The sequence below is a fragment of the Amycolatopsis sp. NPDC088138 genome (assembly GCF_044741685.1).
GTDB lineage: Bacteria > Actinomycetota > Actinomycetes > Mycobacteriales > Pseudonocardiaceae > Amycolatopsis.
In genome coordinates this window covers 262790-282207 of the sequence record NZ_JBIUTB010000010.1, presented here as the reverse complement: position 1 = coordinate 282207, position 19418 = coordinate 262790, and the positions used below count along the sequence as shown (strand labels likewise).

General features: G+C 69.5%; 15 protein-coding genes. 12 read left to right on the top strand and 3 right to left on the bottom strand.

The window, feature by feature from the left end:
• Positions 1-13: 13 nt before the first annotated feature.
• Positions 14-1933, bottom strand: a complete 1920-nt coding sequence (locus ACIOD2_RS47530; RefSeq protein ID WP_400552419.1) for a protease pro-enzyme activation domain-containing protein — start codon at positions 1931-1933, stop codon at positions 14-16.
• A gap of 795 nt (positions 1934-2728) precedes the next feature.
• Here ACIOD2_RS47530 and ACIOD2_RS47525 point away from each other — a divergent pair.
• Positions 2729-5077 (top strand): ATP-binding protein, encoded by a 2349-nt coding sequence (locus ACIOD2_RS47525; protein ID WP_400552417.1) that lies wholly within the window; start codon positions 2729-2731, stop codon positions 5075-5077.
• Here ACIOD2_RS47525 and ACIOD2_RS47520 read toward each other — a convergent pair.
• The gene (locus tag ACIOD2_RS47520) at positions 5031-6266 is read right to left on the bottom strand and encodes a cytochrome P450 (protein WP_400552416.1); all 1236 of its coding nucleotides are present in this window, start codon (positions 6264-6266) and stop codon (positions 5031-5033) included. The genes ACIOD2_RS47525 and ACIOD2_RS47520 overlap by 47 nt on opposite strands.
• 244 nt (positions 6267-6510) lie before the next feature.
• Between ACIOD2_RS47520 and ACIOD2_RS47515 the strand changes: the two genes are divergently transcribed.
• A complete protein-coding gene (locus ACIOD2_RS47515; protein ID WP_400552414.1) occupies positions 6511-6990 on the top strand; it encodes a hypothetical protein in 480 nt (159 codons plus the stop codon).
• Positions 6983-8185, top strand: a complete 1203-nt coding sequence (locus ACIOD2_RS47510) for a DUF6545 domain-containing protein (RefSeq protein WP_400552412.1) — start codon at positions 6983-6985, stop codon at positions 8183-8185. Before ACIOD2_RS47515 ends, ACIOD2_RS47510 begins: the two co-directional genes overlap by 8 nt.
• Positions 8186-8209: 24 nt before the next feature.
• Here the strand turns inward: ACIOD2_RS47510 and ACIOD2_RS47505 are convergent, their stop codons facing one another.
• Entirely contained in the window at positions 8210-8857 is a 648-nt protein-coding gene (locus ACIOD2_RS47505; RefSeq protein WP_400552408.1) for a hypothetical protein, read from the bottom strand.
• Between the two features lie 276 nt (positions 8858-9133).
• On the opposite strand from ACIOD2_RS47505, the gene ACIOD2_RS47500 reads away from it, so the two are divergent.
• The 9 genes from ACIOD2_RS47500 to ACIOD2_RS47460 all read left to right on the top strand — a co-directional run bounded on the left by ACIOD2_RS47500 (position 9134) and on the right by ACIOD2_RS47460 (position 19359).
• On the top strand, positions 9134-10006 hold the full coding sequence (locus ACIOD2_RS47500; RefSeq protein WP_400552406.1) for a hypothetical protein: 873 nt from the start codon (positions 9134-9136) through the stop codon (positions 10004-10006).
• Between the two features lie 91 nt (positions 10007-10097).
• The gene (locus ACIOD2_RS47495) at positions 10098-10388 is read left to right on the top strand and encodes a hypothetical protein (protein WP_400552405.1); all 291 of its coding nucleotides are present in this window, start codon (positions 10098-10100) and stop codon (positions 10386-10388) included.
• Between the two features lie 3 nt (positions 10389-10391).
• A complete protein-coding gene (locus ACIOD2_RS47490) occupies positions 10392-11204 on the top strand; it encodes a hypothetical protein (protein WP_400552403.1) in 813 nt (270 codons plus the stop codon).
• Positions 11201-12625: a hypothetical protein gene (locus ACIOD2_RS47485; protein ID WP_400552401.1), complete on the top strand. Its 1425-nt coding sequence runs from the start codon at positions 11201-11203 to the stop codon at positions 12623-12625. Before ACIOD2_RS47490 ends, ACIOD2_RS47485 begins: the two co-directional genes overlap by 4 nt.
• Positions 12622-14130, top strand: a complete 1509-nt coding sequence (locus ACIOD2_RS47480) for an SCO6880 family protein (RefSeq protein WP_400552399.1) — start codon at positions 12622-12624, stop codon at positions 14128-14130. The genes ACIOD2_RS47485 and ACIOD2_RS47480 overlap by 4 nt, the downstream gene beginning before the upstream one ends.
• The gene (locus ACIOD2_RS47475) at positions 14127-15665 is read left to right on the top strand and encodes an ATP-binding protein (protein WP_400552396.1); all 1539 of its coding nucleotides are present in this window, start codon (positions 14127-14129) and stop codon (positions 15663-15665) included. Before ACIOD2_RS47480 ends, ACIOD2_RS47475 begins: the two co-directional genes overlap by 4 nt.
• A 23-nt stretch (positions 15666-15688) precedes the next feature.
• Positions 15689-16786, top strand: a complete 1098-nt coding sequence (locus ACIOD2_RS47470) for a C40 family peptidase (protein ID WP_400552395.1) — start codon at positions 15689-15691, stop codon at positions 16784-16786.
• A 48-nt stretch (positions 16787-16834) separates the two neighbouring features.
• Positions 16835-18691, top strand: coding sequence for a type IV secretory system conjugative DNA transfer family protein (locus tag ACIOD2_RS47465; protein WP_400552393.1), 1857 nt, complete (start codon positions 16835-16837; stop codon positions 18689-18691).
• Positions 18688-19359 (top strand): hypothetical protein, encoded by a 672-nt coding sequence (locus ACIOD2_RS47460; protein WP_400552390.1) that lies wholly within the window; start codon positions 18688-18690, stop codon positions 19357-19359. The genes ACIOD2_RS47465 and ACIOD2_RS47460 overlap by 4 nt, the downstream gene beginning before the upstream one ends.
• Positions 19360-19418: the final 59 nt, after the last annotated feature.

Below are 19418 nucleotides of genomic sequence, written 5' to 3'. Positions count from 1 at the left end.
AAAAGCGTTGTGGTTACTGGGACAGCGCGGAGATGAAGCCGCTGTCGGGGGTGCCGAGGCCGGTGACGTTGTCCCAGCCGGGACCGCTCTGCAGGTTCTGCGGACGGGCGTCGAAGTCGATCAGGTAGCTGCCCTGCCCGCCGGGGACGGCGACGCCACCGAAGGCGTGCATCACCGGCGTCCAGACGCTGGCCTTCTGCGGCACGACGTCCGCGATCGCGCTCGACCCGCGCAGGCCGTACAGGATGGGGGTGAGCAGCCCGGCGCGTGCGTTGCCGGAGCGGGCCTGCTGGGCGTCGGCGACGAGCCCGGCGATCAGCGGCGAGGCCAGCGAGGTGCCGCCGTAGGAGCCGATCCCGAACTGGCCCTTGATGGTCTGCCCGACCAGCATCCCGGTGTAGGAGTCGGCCAGCGCCGCGATGTCCGGCACCGCCCGCTTCCCACCCGCACTGGGGACGACGCCGGCCTGCCAGTCCGGCGTGTCGTAGAGGGCAGAGGTGCCACCGCCGGCGCCGGAGGCGAACGCGCCATCGGCGTCCTGCTGCGGCGCCCACGAGGTGCCGGACTGGGTGTTGCCGCTGTTCTCCCACCCGGTCAGCACCGTGGCCTGGTTGTTCTTGTCCAGCCCGACACTGGTGCCCCCGACCGCCACGACCCACGGGCTCGAGGACGGGAAGCTGGCGGTCGGGTGGCCGACGGGACCGGAGTTGTTGCCAGCGTCGCCGGTGGACACGGTGATGGTCTGGCCCTGGATCGCCGCTTGCAGTGCCATGCTGTTGAACTGGTCCCGCGCCGCCTGCGGCAAACTGCTCTCGCCGTCGGCGTTGCCGTAGCTGTTGCTGATCACGTCCACAGCGTTGTCAGTGACGGCCTGGTTGAACGCGTCATAGATCCCGGTACCCATGCAGCTCTTCCCGGCGTAGTACCGGATCCTCGCGCTCGGCGCGATCGTGTGGGATGCCTGCACGTCCAAGGTCTGCTCGGCGGCCCAGCCCTCGGCACCGCACTCGGACGCGTCGGTGAACCCGCCCTGCGGCAGAACCGCGCTGTACTGCCCGGACGCCAGCGGTGGCACGCCGAGCTGGGCGGCGGCTTGGTTGGTGTCGGCGACGACGGTGTCGGAGTTGTAGGCGCCGACGACACCGATCGTCGTGCCGGCGCCGGTGTTTCCGTTGTCCAGCTTGTACATCGCGCGGACCTGGGTGCCGGTGTAGCCGCACAACGAGTTCGATTGGGATCCGGCCGGGTACTTCTGCGGGACGTCGGTGTTGTTCTGCTCGCCCCACCACCGCGCGCAGTGCTGCTCCGCCGCCGATGCGGCCGGGCGGGTGTGCTGGGGCTTGAGCAGGGCGGCGCTGTCGTCGAGCCCGAGCACGGCGGTGATCGAGGCACGCAGCGAGGCCGGCACGGTCACCGGCGAGGCGGGGGCGGTGAGCGTGCGGGTGGTTCCGTCGACCTGGGCCCGGAACGTGGCGATCCTCGTCCCGAACGCCGACTCCAGCGCGGTGGTCGGGGCTTCGGCGTCGACGAAGTGCCGGTTGGCGCTGACGCCGGTCACGTGCAGGCCCTGCGTTCCCAGCCAGCGCGACACCTGGTCGACGGCCTCTGGCGTCGGGGCGAATCGCTCGAGAAAGTCCTTCGAGGACAGGAACTTCCCGTGCTCGGCGCTGCCGGGTGTCGCCAGCTGAGCGGCGAGGTGTTCCGCGCCGCCTTGGTCGCGCAACGCGAGCGCGACCTGGATGTGCCGGACGGTGTTTCCGTTGCTGCGGGCGACTTCCGTGTGTGGGGTGGCCCAGGCCGGGGTGCTCCCGGCGATCGGCGCACGGTCGCCGGTGTCGCCGGCGGTGGTGTCGGGTGCCGCGACGGCGGTGGCCGCGGTGGAGGCGAGTAGGGCCGCGGTCGCGGCGAGGGCATGCCAAAGACGGCTGTGCATCGAGGTTTCTCCTTGAATGGAAAGGGGAAAGTCCGATCAGCGTCACGTGATGTGGGCTGATGGATGTGCCTCGTGCTGCAGCCAGGGATGCGCGAAGGGGCTGAGCGGAGACGTCATGGGCTACAAGGCCGGCCGCGTGTGGCCGGATGTGCAGGTCGCTGTTCGAGAAGTCCGAAGCAGCGCCGGGCGCGTGACGATGTACTACTGTTGCGTCCGCGGTGGGCGGTCCGCGTGCGAACTGCGGCCGGCGCGGTGTGGATGGTGGAAACACGTGAATATCCCTACGTGTTGGGCTGACGGTGCGGGATTCCACGCCTCCCCAGGGTGGAGCACGAGTCTGCCTTGCTGAGACGAACACTAGCCAATTCTGGAAAAAAGTCAACGACTGTGGCGATTATGTCGAGTCGATGACTGAGGCAGTCGTGCCGTGTGGCAGGTCGGCGCGGGATCCTGTGTCGCCCTTGCGGGCATGAAGACGTGCGTGTCGGAGGTTTCTGTCAGGCGGCCGAAACGGCTGGTCGGTGTCCGGTGCTTCCCAAAGCGGACAGTTTGTTGACCGTTAACCCGATCGGGTGTTCGAGCGAAGGCCGGATGATCTTCGTGGGCCACGCGTGGTACGACATCTGTCACGGAGCGCGGCACGTTCGGGGTGGATGTCGCCGCCTGGGTGACGGCAAGCTGGAGTCCGCTGACCGGTTCAACTGGTCGGGGCGACATGAGGAGGGGAAGCGTGGGGCGGATCAGGATAAGACGTTTTCGTGCACTATGCGGATTGACGTATGTCTATTCGGCGCGATGAGCGGAACCGTTTGCGGGCCAGCCGGGCAGCCGCACGCTGGTGTCCAGCTGACGACATTCTTTGGGCGGTCGCACGAGCTGGCTGGCGTACTTGAGCGGCTGAATGGCGACGCCCGGATGGTGACGCTGACGGGCTCGCCGGGTATCGGGAAAACGCGGCTCGCCGGTGAGTTGCTCGTGCAGATGAATGAGCACTACGACGCGGCGGTGTTCATCAGGCTGGCCGAGATCGGTGTGCAGGCCAATACTGCAGATGTTGTGCAGAGAATCTGCAATTTGCTCATCGCAGAACTTCGCATCTCGCATCATCAGCCGGACGCCGAGCCCGTGGACGTGCTGATCGACCATGTCCGTGAACGGCGTGTCTTGATCGTGCTGGACAACTGCGAACCGGTACTGGACGCGGTTGCCGAACTGGCCGACCGCCTGCTCACCGAGACCACTACGGTGCAGGTGGTCGCCACCAGCCGCGCGTACCTGGACATCCGCGGTGAGCACGTAGTCCACCTCGCTCCACTGTCGATTCCCGCCGAGCACGCCGACCGTGTGGCGGCCGAACGGTGCGACGCGGTCAGGCTGCTGGCAGACCGCGCTGTCGCTGCCGGACGGCCGCTGACGGAGCAGGACGACTGGTCGGCGATCGTCGACCTGGTGCGCTGGTCGGCGGGGGTTCCGCTGGTCTTGGAACTGGTCGCGGCCCAGCTGGGCGCGGGCCGGGCTCCGGCGGTGGTCCTGGATCGGCTCCAAGGTGGCGCGTCGCTGCGGTATGGCCCAGGCGCGCGCGGGATCCCAGCGCACCATCTCGCCCTCGACATCGCTATCACCGAATCCTGGGACTTGTGCTCACCGCAGCAGCAGCGGGTCTGGGCGCGGCTGACCGTGTTCACCGGCGGGTTCACCCTCGAGGCGGCCGAACACGTGTGCGCGGACGACCTGATCGAACGCGACGAAATCCTGGCAACGCTGGATCACCTGGTGCGTCACTCGGTCATCGAAGGCGCCTCCTCCGACGCGCGATACCGCCAGCACACCTTCCTGCGCGAATACGGACGACGCCGGCTGAGGGCGTTCGGCGAGCTGGACGCCATCGGCGAGCGCCACTGCGCCTGGGTGGCAGGGCTGGTCCGCGAGGCGGCCGTGCGGTATTTCGGGCCAGAGGAGATCCGGTGGCTGGACCTGGTCAACGCCGAATCTCGCAACATCACCGCGGCCGTGGCCTGGTGCGCCGAGCACGATCGGACTGAGCGCGGTCTGGCGATCATGGTCGATCTGTTCGCGACCCAGGCGCCGTTCTTCTTCGCCACCGAAATCCAGGCCTGCCGCCTGGTCGAAGACCTGCTGCGCGCCGGGCCCACCGGGGCAACGGAGGTCCGGGTCTCGGCGCTGGCGATGGCCGGCTGGGTCTGGATCGCTCTCGGCGACCAAGAACGCGGCAAGATCCATCTGGACGAGTGCCTGCGCCTGGCCTGCGAGGCGGGCACGGAAGACGCTCCCGCGGTCCAGCTCGTCGAGGGCACCTACGAGGCGCTGGCCCTGGGACAGCGGAGCGGGTTCGCGAAACTGGCAGCTGCCGCTGCGGGCTTCCGCGCTGCAGGTGCCGACGGCCTGGAATACATGGCAGACCTGTTTCACGCCATCACCGCCGGGGTGCTGGGCCCGGCGGAAGAAGCAGACCGGATGTCGCAACGTTGCCTCGCCGAGGCCCGCCGTCGCGGCTCCGAGTGGGCGTTGACCTGGGCGGAATGGACGCGCGGGCTGCCTGCCTGCTCCGAGCCGGTCACCAACAACACCGCGCCATTGCGGAGACAGCTCGCGCTCGGTGACCTGTGGGGGCCCGGATGGTGGGTGGAGAAAGATGCCTGGGCGCGCGCGGAGGCCGGCGACTACGTCGGCGCGGCGCGGCGGATCGGCGGCTCGGACAGCCTGCAAGCACGTCACGGCGTCCACTTCAACGGCCTGGCCGGCTTCAAACGCCACCGGGGACACGCCGCCGCCGCGATCGCGTTGGTGCTCGGGCCGGTGGAGTCGACGGCGGCCTACCGCGAGGGCAGCATGCTCGACGATGACCAGATCGTGGCCCTCGCCCTCGACGACGCCGACTGCCCACCGGAGCCCGTCTTGACCGAGCGGCAGTGGACGATCGCCCGGCTGGTCGCCAGGAAGCTGAAGAACCAGCAGATCGCGGCCACCGTGCAGTTCTCCGTGCGCACGGTCGAGAACGAGCTGACCGCGATCTATGACCTGCTGAACCTGGAGGGACGTCGAGAGCTCGCCGACTGGTACACGGCCCGATCGGCGCCTACCGGCGCTTCCACTGAACCGGCAACGCGGCGACGCCGCGGATGACGCCGAACGTCCGGCGCACCGTTGCACCGGGCTGGAGCCGGAAATCGGGGAGTGCGCGCAGCAGCTCGGTGAGCATGACGCGCAGTTCGACGCGGGCGAGGTGCCGGCCGAGGCAGCGGTGCTCGCCGGAGCCCCACCCCACGTGATGCGGTCTGCTGTGTTCGCGGTCGAGGCGGAAGACGTCGCCGTCGTCGAAGACGCGTTCGTCGCGGTTCGCGCTGCCCCAGGCCAGCAGCAGCCGATCGCCGGGGGAGAGCGGCACACCGCCGAGCCGGGTCTCGGTGGTCACGGTGCGCCCGGTAGCTGCAACCGCCGGCTCGTAGCGGACCAGCTCCTCCACAAACGCCGCCAGCGCAGTCGGCTCCGCAGGCACTTGTTCTCGCAGGACCGGATCCTCGAGCAGCTGCAGAATCGCGGTGGAGCACGCGTCGGCGGTCGTCAGATGCCCGGCGGCGACCATCAGCATGGTCATCTTCACCAGCTCGTCATCGTCAGAGCTCCGACCGTCGACCTGCGCTGTGACCATCTGCGAGAGCAGATCGGCGGTGGGATGGGTCCGGCGTTCGTGGATGCGCTCGAGCAGGAAGTCCGCGTAGATCCGTCCCGCGTGCCGGGCGTCGGTGAGCGTCTCGGCACCGTAGAGGGCCCGGACGTGCTCGGACAGCCAGGCGCGTTCGAACTCGGTCAGGCCCAGGAGCCGCCCGATCACCAGCGGCGGCACCTGGCGGGTGTAGGCCCCGACGAGGTCGGCGGCGCCGTGCGGGATCAGCTCCTGCAACGTCTCCCGGCAGACCGCCCGGACGTACTGCTCCTGCGCGGACGCGGCCGCCGGGGTGAAGAAGTCCTGCAGCAGCCGCCGCCACTGGTTGTGGTGCTCCTCATCGGTCTCGAACATCGGCGCGACGGCTTCCCGCATCTCGGTGACCACCGCCGCCGCGCCCAGCCCGTCGACGTAGGCACTGAACCGGTCCGAGGCGCCCGCGGCCTCCCGGACCTCCTCATAGCCGGTGACCAGCACGAAACCGCCCAGCTCGCCACTACGTGCCACCGGACAGCCCCGGCGGATCGCCCCGAGCGTCTCGTAGGCCGTCTCGGCGATGGCGGGATCAAGGTGGTTGAACGACCACGCCAGATCCTTCGGACCGGTCCCCGACTCTTGTGCCTCGGCGCCCCCAGATTCCAGAACCATACCCATCTGACTACTCGCCGTGAGCGACCTCGTTCAAGGGTCTAGCAGGCTTCGGTGGACACGTATGTGGACTCCACATCGCCGAAATGTGGGCCGAATGTGGCGCGGCAGGGCCTCGATTGCGGACCGTGTCCGTCAGGATGGCTGCAACGCTCTGACCTGCCGGTATGAAGATCGGTACGAGGAGTGTGGGCACGACGGCTGGTGGGGACCGGCTGGATCCGACGAGCACTCAGGGGAGAAAGTGAACACCACAGGACGCGATGATCGGGAGTTCATCCGGCGCTGCGAAGTCATCATCGGCACATTGCCGATCCGGTACCCGTTCGAACTACGCGCCTTCCTCAAGGCGGTCGGACAGCAACGCGGCATGACCGTTGTCCTCGGGCGGATGTCAACGACCCGCGGTGGGGCCAGCGGTTTGCTGGCGCGGTCGCGCGAGGAGTGCTGGCTCATGGTCGCGGCTAAAGCGGCACCCGCTCACGTCGCCCACATCGCCTTCCACGAGGTCGGCCACTGGGTGCTCGGACACCCCGGTGAGCTCCTCTGCCGGCGTCGCGCACACCCGGGCGACCGCTGGGAGGCCGAGGCTGAGCAGTTCGCCTACCTGCTTCGTGCACACGTGCAGACCGGAGCGGCGCGCCAGCGGGATCGGCTGCCGCCAGGCAGGACCGCGCTGCGGGCAGCGTTTGGATCCCGCCGGCACCTGTGCGCCGATGCCTGACGCGGTCTCGCTCGCCTGGTACGGAGCCTCGGCCGCGGGCGTGGCCGAAGCGGCCCGCAAGACGCTGGTCAACCGCGGTGTCGGCTACGCCCTCAGCCGCCACTTCCTGACCGCAGGCATCGCCTGCATGGCCCTGTCGCTGGCCGCGGGGGACCCGATGACCCTGGACTGGGTCGATCGTCTGACCGGACTGCACAACGCCGGGATCGTGGCGCACAACCTGCTGGCGATGCTGGCCATGGTGTGCACCGCCGGGTTCCTGCACACCTTGGGGCAGCTTCGCCTTCCCATGCCGGCCGTCGTCGCGATCTTCATGGTCTGCGCGGCGGCGATGGTCACCCTGTATGTACTGGCCGGAGCTCGCTCGTCCTGGTTCGGGTCACCTCGGAACCCGACGTTGCCCTCGCAGCTCTACAGCGCGATCTACCTGACCTACATGGTCGGCTGGCTCGCGCTGCTCCTGCTGGGATTGACCGTGGTGGCGCTGGGCGAGGTGGCGGGAGTGCGCGGCGGTGTCGTCCTGGCCCAGCTGGGCGTTGCGGTGTCGTTGGGCGGGCTGGCCTGGCGGCTCGGAGTGGTGCTCCGTCTGCTGGTCGACCCGCGCCATTCGCCCCATGGAGCTCATTTCGCGATCTTCACCGATGCCGCCGGTCTGGCGTTGTTCGTCGTCGGCTCTGTGTTCGCCGCGGCCACCCGGACGCTGTTTGACCGCCTCGACCAGCGGAGGCGGACGCGGCAGGAGGCCGCAGTCGAGCACCTGTGGCGGCGAGTGCGGATCCTGCTTGCTCATCGCAGCCGGCCACCGCTGACCCTGACGCAGCAGCTGGTCGAGATCGACGATGCCCTGCTCATCGTCGATCGGCTGATCGACCCGCGCATACAGCGCCGGATCCGCGCCGAACTCGGGGAGCTCGGCCACGACGGTGACGACATCGAACCGACCGCCGCAGCCGTTGAGATCGAGGTAGCGATCGCCACCGTCGTCGCGCACCTGTCACAACCGTCAGCAGCGCACACGCCGGACAGCGATGGCGTCGACGCGGAGGCATGGTGGCCCGAAACCGAGCGCTTGCACATCGACGACGGCCACCGGCTCGCGTGGCTGGCCACGGTGGGAGACCTGATCGGACAGCGTCGCGTTCAGCGCTTGGCGGAGAGATTGAGCTCCATGAAGCGCAGCGGCAGTACGGCATGACCTGTGGTTACGGCAGGTGCGCTGTCAACTGGATCGTCCGTGGTGGGTGTCGCGGCGTGTCTGGGCGATCCGCTCCAGCACTTTCAGCAGTTGCTGCTTGTCGGCCTCGCGTGCCTCACCCAGCGAGCTGGTGATGTCGCGGGCGCTGACACCGAGCAACCCGAGCTCGGTCACCAGCTCGTGGGTTCGGCGGTCGGTTTCGTCATACGGCAAGTCGAACTCCGCGGCCGGGACGCTGGGGTCCAGCAGGTTCGGGTGGATCTGCCAGAACTCGGCCAAGGCCCGGGTGATCGCCGGCCGGCTGTTCTCGCGGACCCCGCCCTTGAAGTTGTGCAGAGCCTGCTTGGCCAAGGGCAGCCCGGTGCGAGCCTGAACCCATCTCGCCACGAGTGGAACCCGGGCGGTGAAGCTCTGAAACCCTGCCGCCTCCTCGGCGGCGAGCCGCGCGATCTCGTCCGGATCGACGACCGGGTCACCGCCGAGCATGTAGTAGGTCGAGGCGTGGTCGAACAGAAATGTCAGGCGCTCGGCGAAGGTGTCGAGGTTGAGCAGGTCCAGGGTGAGCTGTTGCTGGGCAGCGTAGGTGCGTCGCGGCATCGGCGAGGTCAGGTAGGCCGGTGACGTCGTTTCCCAGCTGTCGAAAGTCGGCTCATTGTCCAGCCGTCGTCCCACGTCGCCCCCACCTATTCGGTTACCGCTGGGTGTTGGCCTTCGGCGCGGTGGTCGGTATTTGACACATTGCGAGTTGCGTCTACCATCGAAGCAAAGAGCCACACTCGTTGCGATTATCTTCGGATTATCGAGAGAACGCAACCCACGCCACCCCGACCAGGGGGTTGGAGCACGGTCCCGATGTGACCGCCGCACCCTTCACCGGCGCACCACTACCGTTGAGGGGAGGCCGTCATGGTCATATCCGAGAACCCACCCGCTGATGCTTACTCCCGTGTGGACTCGTCTGAGACCGAGCGGCAGCCGGCCACGCCCGCGGAGGAGGCGGTCGAGCTGGTCGACTGGTCGCCGTTCGGCCGGGTCCTGCCGATCCTGGCGGGTTCTCCCGGGGCTGGGGCCACGAGCACCGCTGTCGCGATCGCCGATGCGCTCCAGCTGGCGGGCTGCTCGGTTCTGCTCGTCGACGCAGGTGATCCGGTCCGTTCCGGATTGGGACGCGCCGCGCGGGCAGACGGGCCACGACGGAACGCGCCCGGCCTGGCAGCCGGCATTCGGTTCTCCCGGCGTGCCCGCGCAGTCCTGGCGCGCCTCGACGTAGCGGAGACCGCCGTCGAGCCGGTGCTGTTCCCACCGCCGCCGTACTGGCATCCCGGCGGTGGCCGCAGCGTCGACGTGACCGTGGTCGACATCGGCCACGACATCTGGCGGCTCGCGACCGACCCCGCGCTCGGGCCGGGACAGTGGCTGCGCGTCGGCAGCCCGTCACCGATTCCCGCACTGGTGGTACGGCCCACGGTGCCCGGACTCGCGCACGCCGAACAGGTCCTGGCGCGCCTCGCCCCGTGGGTTCGCGTGGCCGCGGTCACCCCGCCGACGCAACTGCTCGTCGTCGGGGCTCGCCGCTGGCCGAAGGGAGTCGCGGGCACCGCGGGGCGCCGCACCAGCGTCCTGCTATCCGACGCGGTGTTCTTTCCCCACAGTCGTGAGGTCGCGACCCACGGCATCACCGCGGACGTGACACCGTCGTCGCTACGTACGCAGGCCGAGCACCTCCTCCGCTCCTGGCGGGTGCTGCCGGAGCGGACTCGCCGTCTAGGCGTTCGAAGGCAACGACGCGCTGGCGCACGCGAGAGCCGCGACACCGGCTGAGCCCGTCCCGCCGTTCAGCTGAGACGAACTTCAACGCCCTCCCACTTGATCCGCCTGACGTGACGTCGGGCGGTGCGATGTGGAGGGCGCGATGTCCGCGCACAGTGTCATCGACTGGCTCGTCCAGATCCCCAACCCGACACCGGTACAGCCCACCGTCGGCGGCGACAAGATCCTCGGGCTGCTCAACAACGTCAAGTGGGCCGCAGGCGTTGCCCTCGTTGCCGGATTCTTCATCGGACTGATCGTCTGGGCTGGAGGCCGCTGGGTCGACCATCACCGAGCGGGGAAAGTCGGCGTCGTCATGATGCTCTGCGCCATCGCCGGCGCGATCCTCTACGGCATCGGCTGGTCGCTCATCAACAGCTTCGCGGGCGGCTGAGCCATGTTCACCGCGACACCGCAACGCGCCCGCACCCGTGCCCGCCGCCTGATCATCGTCGTCGTCCTGCTCGTCGTCGCGGTCACCGTGGTGCTGGTTGCCCGGCACGCCACAGCACCGCCGTCACCGTCGCCGGCAGAGACTCCGCCCGGCGTCGCACCTTCACCGACCTCCACAGGGCCGGTCGACGAGGCGACCGCGCTGGCCACCCGTCACATGCTGACCCTGCCGCCCGAGGCAGCCCTGCCGCATGAACTCACCACCGCCACGGCCGGTCCGACGATCACCGTCCCGCGACCGGCGCCGATCGCGGACCGCGTGCTCTCCGACGGCTTCCCAGCGACTGCGGAAGGCGCATTGGGCTGGCTGACCGACTTCAACGAGACAGCGCTGCGCGGCGGCGACCCCGCCACCTACGCGCGGGCGTACGGCGAAGCTGCGCTCCCGCACGCCCCGTCCCTGCAAGGCAGCGGGCCGCTCGCACTGCTGACGTCATTCCGCAACGAAGCTGGCATCCGTCCCGGCGAGCTCACACCCGGGCTGACGGTGACCTACGACGTGTCCCAGGGCCTGATCAAGGGCACCGCCGAGGGCGGACGGTTCGCGGTGGTGTGCACCCTCGGTCAGCTGAGCTTCGACTACCAGGGCGCTAGCACGAGCATGGGCATCGGCGACTGCCAGGCCCTGCGCTGGACCGGGGCCGCCTGGCGCATCGCCCCGGGCGCCCGCGCTGCCTACGCCGCCTGCGCGTGGCCGGGCAGCGCCGAATCGGTCGCGGCCGGCTACCGGCCGCTGAACCGGGACGGTGCGCGGTGAGCCCGCTGGATCTGCTCGACGAGCTGGGCGGCCTCGCCGGCAAGGCGGTCGCCGCGACCGCGGCGGGCGTCTTCGAGCCGCTCATGAAGGCCACCTGGGCCGCTGCCTTGTTCATCCTGCGGACCGCCTTCGAACTTGTCGACCAGTTCTCGATCTTCACCGTGTCCACCACGGACGGGCCGGTATCGATCCTGTGGCCGATGACGCTGTGGATCTCCGGGGTCATCGCGCTGGGGATGTTCTTCTGGCAGATCATCACCACTGTTCTGCACGGTGGCCGCGGCTTCGTCCGCCTGATCACCGGACCGATTCAGTACGGCGTCGCCCTCGCGGTGACTGTAGGTGTGGTGGCGGCGTTCCTCGCCGCTGCCGACGGCCTGACCGAAGCGATTCTGTCGACTGGGCTGCGGGTGGGGAACTTCCGCGACGCGCTGAACATGACCGGTTTCACCGACGCGCTGTCCGATGAGGTCAAGAACATCGTGCTCGGCTTGGCCGGCGCCTTCGGGGTGATCCCGGCCGGGCTGGGGTTCGCGTTCGAGGCGGTGTTCCGCGAGGCAGCGATCTATGTCGTGGTCGCGACGATCCCCATCGCGGCTGCGGGATTGGTGGCGGAGGTGACCGCGCGGTGGTACTGGAAAGTGGTCCGCTGGGGCCTGGTCGCGATCGTGATGAAGCCTGCCTTGGCGTTCGTGCTGGTGCTGGCGGTCGCGATCGTCGGCGGCGCCCAGGGCTTGTCCGGGTTGCTGGCCGGCATCGGGGTGCTGTTCCTTGCGCTGTGTGTGCCGCTGGTGCTGTTCAAGCTGTTCGCGTTCGTCGACCCCGGCTCCGATCCGCAGGGCGTGTTCCGGGACAAGCTTGCCGATGCCGGTCTGGACTCCTTCGGCGATAACAGCATCGCCGGTCGCGCCGCTGGCGCGTTCGGGAAAATGGCCCGCAAAGATCGGAAAAATAAGGGAGAAGACGGCAGCGACGACGGCGACGGCGATAGCCAGGAGCAGGCGAACGTCGATCGCTTCGACCAAGCTGCCGCTGACGACGACACGACCACCGGTCTGTCTGACTCGATGGGTGATGAGCACGCACCTGACGGGACGGACGATGCCGCCACGACGTCCTCCGGCAACGCGGCCGACGCTGACGCGGCTGGCAGCGGCGATGCACAGGACTCCGGAACCGACCCGGCAGTCGAGACGACGGAGCCGCCGACACCCGAAACCGGCGATACCGGCGGAGTGAGCGCAGCCGGGCCTGCAGCCGACGATGACGACGGCAGCGGCGAGTTGCCACCATTGGACCCGGGAGGAGATACCGGGCCACCGACACCGCCGGTCCCGAAGCCCGAGGGCGGGCCGCCGGATGACGGCGGCGGTGGTGCTGCTGCTGCGGGCGAGGCCGAGGAAGCGGCGGTGCTGCTGTGAGCACCGCGACCCGAATCTACAAAGGACTGTCTCGCAGAGAGCGGGCAGGCTGGATCATCGGGTTGACACCCGTGCAGGCGTTCGTGTGCGTCGGGCTCGCCGTCCCGGTGATTCTCGCGCTGGCCGCCGGACGTTTCGGCCAAGCCTTGGTGCTGGGCGGGTTCTGCGGCACAGCGGCGGCGCTGGTCGTGGTGCCGGTCCGCGGCCGTCCGGCGCTGCGGTGGCTGGGGCATCTGCTGCTCTACCGCGCCGGGATCGCGCTGGGCTGGTCGCGGTGGCAGTCGCGCGCGGTCACCGGCCAAGCCACCGACCTCGACGAGCCAGATCTGCCCGGAGTGCTGGCCCGGCTGCGGTTCCCCGACGGACCACCGCTGCGCGACGTGGGCCGAGTGTGCCTGATCCACGACACCGGCGACGGGCGGTGGGGCGCCACCGCCCGCCTGACCCACGCCGGAGTCGGGATGCTGTCGGACGCCCAATGCGAGCGGCTGGCCAACCGGCTGGGCAACCTGCTGCTCTCGATCGGGCACCGCGAGGTCATCGACCGGATGACCCTGCTGGTGCGCACCGTCCCCGACGACGGCGCCGACTACCAGGCCTGGCGCGCCGACCACGACGTTCCAGGTGCTCCCGCGCTCGCGCGGCAGGCGAGTGAGGAGCTGGATCGGCTGGTCGGGGCGGTGTCGGTCCGGCACGAAGTGTTCGTCACCCTGTCCGGCACCGAAGACGCCCTCCGCCGTCCGGCCGCCGCTGCCGGGGGCGGGGTCGCCGGCCGGGCCGCGGTGCTCTACCGGATGCTGGACGGACTCGAGGACAAGCTGAAGTCCCTCGGCGCCACCGGCGTGAAGTGGCTCTCGGGTCCGGAGCTGGCGGTGGCGATCCGCACGGGGTTCAACCCGGCCACCGCCGCCACGCTCGCCGCGCGCCGCCACCAACCCGAGGGTGATGGCGGGGTGCGCTGGGCGACGGCCGGTCCCGTGCATGCCCCGGCACCCTCGGCGCGGGCCTACTACCACGACGGCTTCGCCACCGTGTCCTACTCGGTGCTGATGCCCGAGGCCGGGACGGTGTTCGGGTCACTCGGTGGGCTGCTGGCGGTCAAGACCGCCGGCGAGCGCCGCAGCCTCGCCATCCACTACGAAACCCTGTCCCAGCACCGGTCCCGCAAGGCCGTGCGTCGGCTGCGGTTCCGTACCGGCGTGGTGCGGGACTGGAAGTCCTCCAAGGGTTTCAACTCTGGCGCCGCGGAGGGCCGTGAGGCAGGCGGGGCGCGGGCGCAGGAGCACGCGGTCGCGGCCGGGCACGGGATCGTCCGTTTCGCCGTCGCCGCCGCAGTCACGATCCCGGACACCTGGAACGTCGAGGACCACGCGGCCAAGCTGGAGAACGACATCGCCGGCCGCTTCCAGCTGCTGCGGATGGAACTGGCCCAGGACGCCGGGTTCGTCGCCGCTGTCCTCCCGGTCGGCATCGGGCTGCCCCGGCTGCGCGGCGGTGCGTCGTGACCCGCCGTGTCGAGGAACGAACTGCCGCGGAACTGCTCGCCACCTTCGGACCCGCGGTCAGCACCCGCTCACCCGGGCGCCGGCGTCCGGACGGCCGCAATGCTCGCCTGAACCAGCGGGCTGCGCCGCGGCGGGGATTCGCCCGGCCCGGATGCGGGTGGTCGCCGGTCGCGGCGCCGCTGCAGGTGTATCAGGCCGGCACGCACGAGATCGGTGGGTTGTTCCCGTTGCTGGCGGCGAGCCCGCTACCGGCGGTCGGTGCGCGGATGGGCTACGACGTCCACTCCGGCGGCGCGTTCTACCTGCACCCGGTCGAGTTCGTCCTGCGCTCCATCTGCACCAACCCGAACATGGTCCTGTTCGGCGAGCCCGGCCGGGGCAAAAGTTCGACGGTGGTGGCGTTCCTGCTGCGGATGATGCTCACCGGCGTCCGCACCCTGATCTCCGGCGACGTCAAAGGCGAATACACCCCGCTGCTGCACGCGCTCGGTGTCACGCCGATCATGCTCGGCCGTGGCAGCACCGCCCGACTTAACGCCCTGGACCTCGGACCGCTCGCTGCCCACTGGGACACGTGGTCGATCGCACGGCAGCGCGATGAGCTCGACGGGGTCTTGGGCCGGTGGGTGCAGCTGCTGGTCGCGCTCGCGGAAGCCCAGGGCTACCGGCCCACCGTCACCGACGAAGCGGCGCTCTCGGCTGTGCTGCGGCAGCTGCTCGGCGTCCGCGACGGCTACACCCGCCTCAAGCCGATCACCATCCCCGACGTTCACCGGGCGCTGGCCGACCCGGACGAGCAGCTCTGGCGCGAGCTGCGGTTCGCCGGCCGCCGCCAGTGCCTCGACCACCTGCGCTCGATCACCGACGCGCTCGCCAACCTGATCAGCGGCCCGCTGGCTGGACTGTTCGACGCCCCCACGAACTTCACCGTCGACTGGGACGCCCCCATCCAGAGCCTGGACCTCTCGCGGCTGCGCACCCGTGGCGACCAGGCCGTCGCCGTCGCGCTGACCTGCCTCGGATCATGGTCGGCACTGGCCACGGATCTGCAGGAAGACGGGGAACTGCGGATCGTCGTCCGCGACGAGATCTGGCGGCAACTGCGCCTCGGGTTGCGCGCGGTCCAGGCCGTCGACAGTGAACTGCGCCTGTCCCGCGCGGAACGCAAGATCCAGATCCTGGTCAGCCACAAGCCAGGCGACTTCCTCTCCGTCGGCGCCACCGGCTCACAAGAGGTCGCCATCGCCCGGGATCTGCTAGCCCTGTGCTCGATCCGTGTCCTGCTAGGACAGTCGACCCGCGTGGCGAGCGAGCTGGCTGACGTTCTTGCTCTGTCGGATAAGGAACACGAAGCCACTACGGGCTGGGCCAACGACCGGCAAGGGCGCGCGTTGTGGAAGATCGAGAACCGGACTGGCCTCAAAGTGCAAACGGTGCTCAGCCGGATCGAGCGGCAGATCTTCGACACGAACTCTCAGCTTGTCTCGAAGCCAAACCTGGTACCGAGTAACGACGTTTCGGCGATGCCGTCATGAGGCCCCACGGGATGCTCGCTGGCGTGGCCGGCGCTCTGGTCGCGGTGGTGTTGCTGCCGATCCTGGTGCTGGCCTTGATGATCGGGCCCTCGGTGACCGCGACGATCGTCCAGCTGAGCGGCTGCGACCAGGGCGGTCCGGGCGGCGGCTCGGTCGTGATCGACCGCCAGCAGCTGGGTGCCGGCGAGATGGACATCGCCCGCACCATCACCGACGTCGTTCAGCAGCGCCACCTGCCGCGGCGGGCCGCGGTCCTCGCGACCGCCACCGGGATGGTCGAGTCCAGGCTGCGCAACCTCGAGTACGGCGACCGCGACTCGCTCGGGGTGTTCCAGCAGCGCCCGAGCCAGGGGTGGGGCACCCGCGAGCAGATCCTCAACCCCGTCTACGCCACCGGCAAGTTCCTCGACGCCCTCATCGCCCTGCCCGGCTGGGACACCATGGCCCCAGGCCGGGCCGAGCAGGCCGTTCAGCACAGCGGCTTCCCCGACCGCTACGCCCCACGCGAACCTGCCGCCGCCGCGATCGTGGGTCGCTTCTGGACCGGCCCGGACAACCCAACTCCACCCGTGGCACCCGGTGGTGGCACGGAGGCAGTGCAGGCGAAGGCGCTGTGCCCGGACCAGGGCGGGTCCGACGTCCCCCGCGACCCGGGTCAGGTCGACCCGACGAAGCTTCCTCCGGGGTTCACGCTGCCGGACGATGTCCGTCAGCGTGCCGCGGTCGGGTTCGCGCTGGGCCAGCTCGGCAAACCATACGTGTGGGGTGCGAAAGGCCCGGACGCCTACGACTGCTCCGGGCTGATGCTCGTCTCCTGGGCCGCCGCCGGAGTCGGGATCCCGGCCGGGACGGTCAGCCAGGTCCACGCCGGAAACGCTGTCTCCTCGTTGGAGCAGGTACAGCCGGGCGATCTGCTGTTCATCCCCGGCTCACTCGGCACCGCGCAGGTGCCGCGGCACGTTGGGATGTACGCCGGGCACGGCCTGATCGTCGACGCCTACGACATCGACACCGGCGTCATCCTCGAACCCCTGTCGGCCTGGACCTCGAAGATCGTCGCGATCCGCCGGATCGCCGACCCCAGTTCGCCCTCCCCGCCGCCGGGAGGGAGCCCACTCTGATGTATCTCGGGACGCCGCTGCCCTCCTGCTGTCCGGGAGGAGCGGCTCATGCCGCGCACACGCACCGACACACTCAACCTGGACCGTGACGTCGCCCTGATGGGTCTTGCGGTCGCCGCCTTGGTGATCCTCTGCGCCCTCGGTGCGATCATCGTCACCGCCGCCGTCCTGGTCACCGGGTTTCGCACCGGCATCTGGACGTGGCCGCCGGCCACGGCCTGGCTGGAGTTCGCCCTCACCGTCGCCTTCCACGCCGCCGATCCTGGGCCGGTGCTGCCGGCCCCGTGGGCCAGCGCAGTCAGTGATCACCAGGTCGAGTTCTACATCTGGTTCACCACGATCGTCATGCTCGCCTCCGGCCTGACGGTCGGTACTGCGATCCCCATCTGGCGGCGGGTGGCGCCCTCCGATGGCGGGCATGCTACCCGCCGCGACATGGACAAGGCGCTGTCGGTCGCGGCGGCGCGCAAGACCGCGGCCTGGACCCGCGCCGACTTCACCGTCGAGCAACGCCGGACCGCGCCGGTCGAGCAGATCGCGGTTCCGTCGCACCGCGGGCCTCGCCGCCAGCAGTTGGTGACGTCGCTGGAGACCCCGACCGGAACGATCGCACCGACCCGCTCAGGCAAAAGCCGCACCGACCTGGTGCACAAGGTCCTCGCCGCACCGGGGGCCTTGATCGCGTCGACGACGAAGACCGACCTCGCCGAGTGGGGCCTGCTCGCCCGCACCCGCCGCCCGAACGCCGGCCCGGTGCTGGTGATCGACGCCACCGGCACGCTGCCCTGGCCCGCGCACGCCCGCTGGTCACCAGTCACTGGCTGCGCCGACCCCGCCGTCGCACTACGTCGCGCGGAGACCCTGATCGAAGCGTCCTCGCTGGGGCTGGAGAACGTCGGCGGCAATGACGCGGTGTTCCGCGGCCGGGCGATGATCGTCATGCAGGCCTATCTGCTCGCCGCGGCTATGCATCACCGGACCGTGGACCACCTCGTGCGCTGGTCGATCGCGAAACCTGCCGACCGCGAGCCTGTCGAACTGCTGGAAGAGCAGTATCCGCAACTGGCGCAGAACCTCGAGTCGGAAATCGGGATGGTCGCCGAGACCTCCGACGCGGTCTGGATGTCGGTCCGACGGGCGATCGAGCCGTTCATGAACCCCGCCATCCGCAGTTTCGCTACCCCCGCGCCCAACGAGGAACTCGACATCGACGAGTTCCTGCGCGCCCACGGCAGCCTGTTCATCGTCGCCGGCGAACATCAGGCTCCGCAGGCCCGCGCCGTGCTGACCGCTTTGGTGGAGCAGATCCTCACCACGGCCCAGGACACCGCACTGCACCGCGAGCGTCGGCGGCTGGAACCCCCGGCCACGGCGATCCTGGACGAGTTGTTCGCCGGCACGCCGGTGCCTCGGCTGCCCGCGATCATCGCCGACTCCGCCGGACGCGGCGTCCTGATCCACTGGTCGGCGCAGTCGCGCTCCCAGCTGGACGAGCTCTACGGCGAGCCGGGCCGACTGCAGCTGATCGACAACACCCTCACCTTGAGCGTGTTCCCCGGGCTGAAAGACGACAAGACCCTGGAATGGCTCTCGACGCTAGCCGGGCAGCACCGCCGCCGCACCTACCAACAGCACGCCGATGGCATGTTCACCGCCGGGCGTTCCGCCATCGGCGCCGAGACCGTCCCGACCTACCGGGCCGGAGACATCCGCACCCTCGACCGGGGCCGCGTCCTGATCCTGCACGGCAACCTCCGGCCCATCCTTGGCCGTACCGTCGACGTCGAGCAACGGCCCGACTGGCCGCAGATCGACGCGGACGTCACCACAATCCGCTCCGGCAGGGCAGCGATCACGACAGAAGGCTACCCGCTGGCGCTGCCCGGTGACGGTGATCCGCGATGAGCGATGACGACATCGCCGCGCGCCCCGACAACGCCACCGAGCACGACGGACGAACCGTCGACTGGGAAGGACCGGAGCCGCGGTCGCTGAACGAGCTCAACGAGGCGGTCGCCGGGCTGGAGACGGTGGCCAGGGCCCTGCGACGGCAGATCGAGCAGCTGTCGGAGAGGCTCGCTGAACTGACCGACGAGCCGGAAAGCGATCCGCGACTGGCGCGGTGGCTGACGTTCCTGCCCCCGGAGGCCGCCGAGGACAAGGAACATCGCGGGGAAACACCGCTGTTCACGCTCGCGCACTTCGTGCAGTACTACAACGACACCTACGTCGGCAATCTCGGCACCCGCGCCCTCGCCATCCCCGACTGCTGGCTCGACCATCCCGGCCTTGTCGCCGAGATCGCCACCCTCGCCTACACCTGGCGCGAAGCCCACCTGGGCAAGAAGGCCACCGCCCGCGATGCGCAGTACTGGCACGACCACTGGCGCCCAAGCTTCGCCGAGCGCATGGCCACCGAGTGGGTCCATCAACGCTGCCGATCCGACGGGCACAAGACCGCCGGTGCACCGGCTCGTCCGGACCGCTTCACCCTCGAACATCGCCAACGGGAGGCGCAGGCAGTTGTTGAAAGCGGTGGCACCGCTCCGAAGAGCGCGCCGAGCCAGTCGTGACCGCGCATGCGGGTCGCCGGATGGCCTGGGAATCGGGTACATCGTGTGCGCCGTCGGTG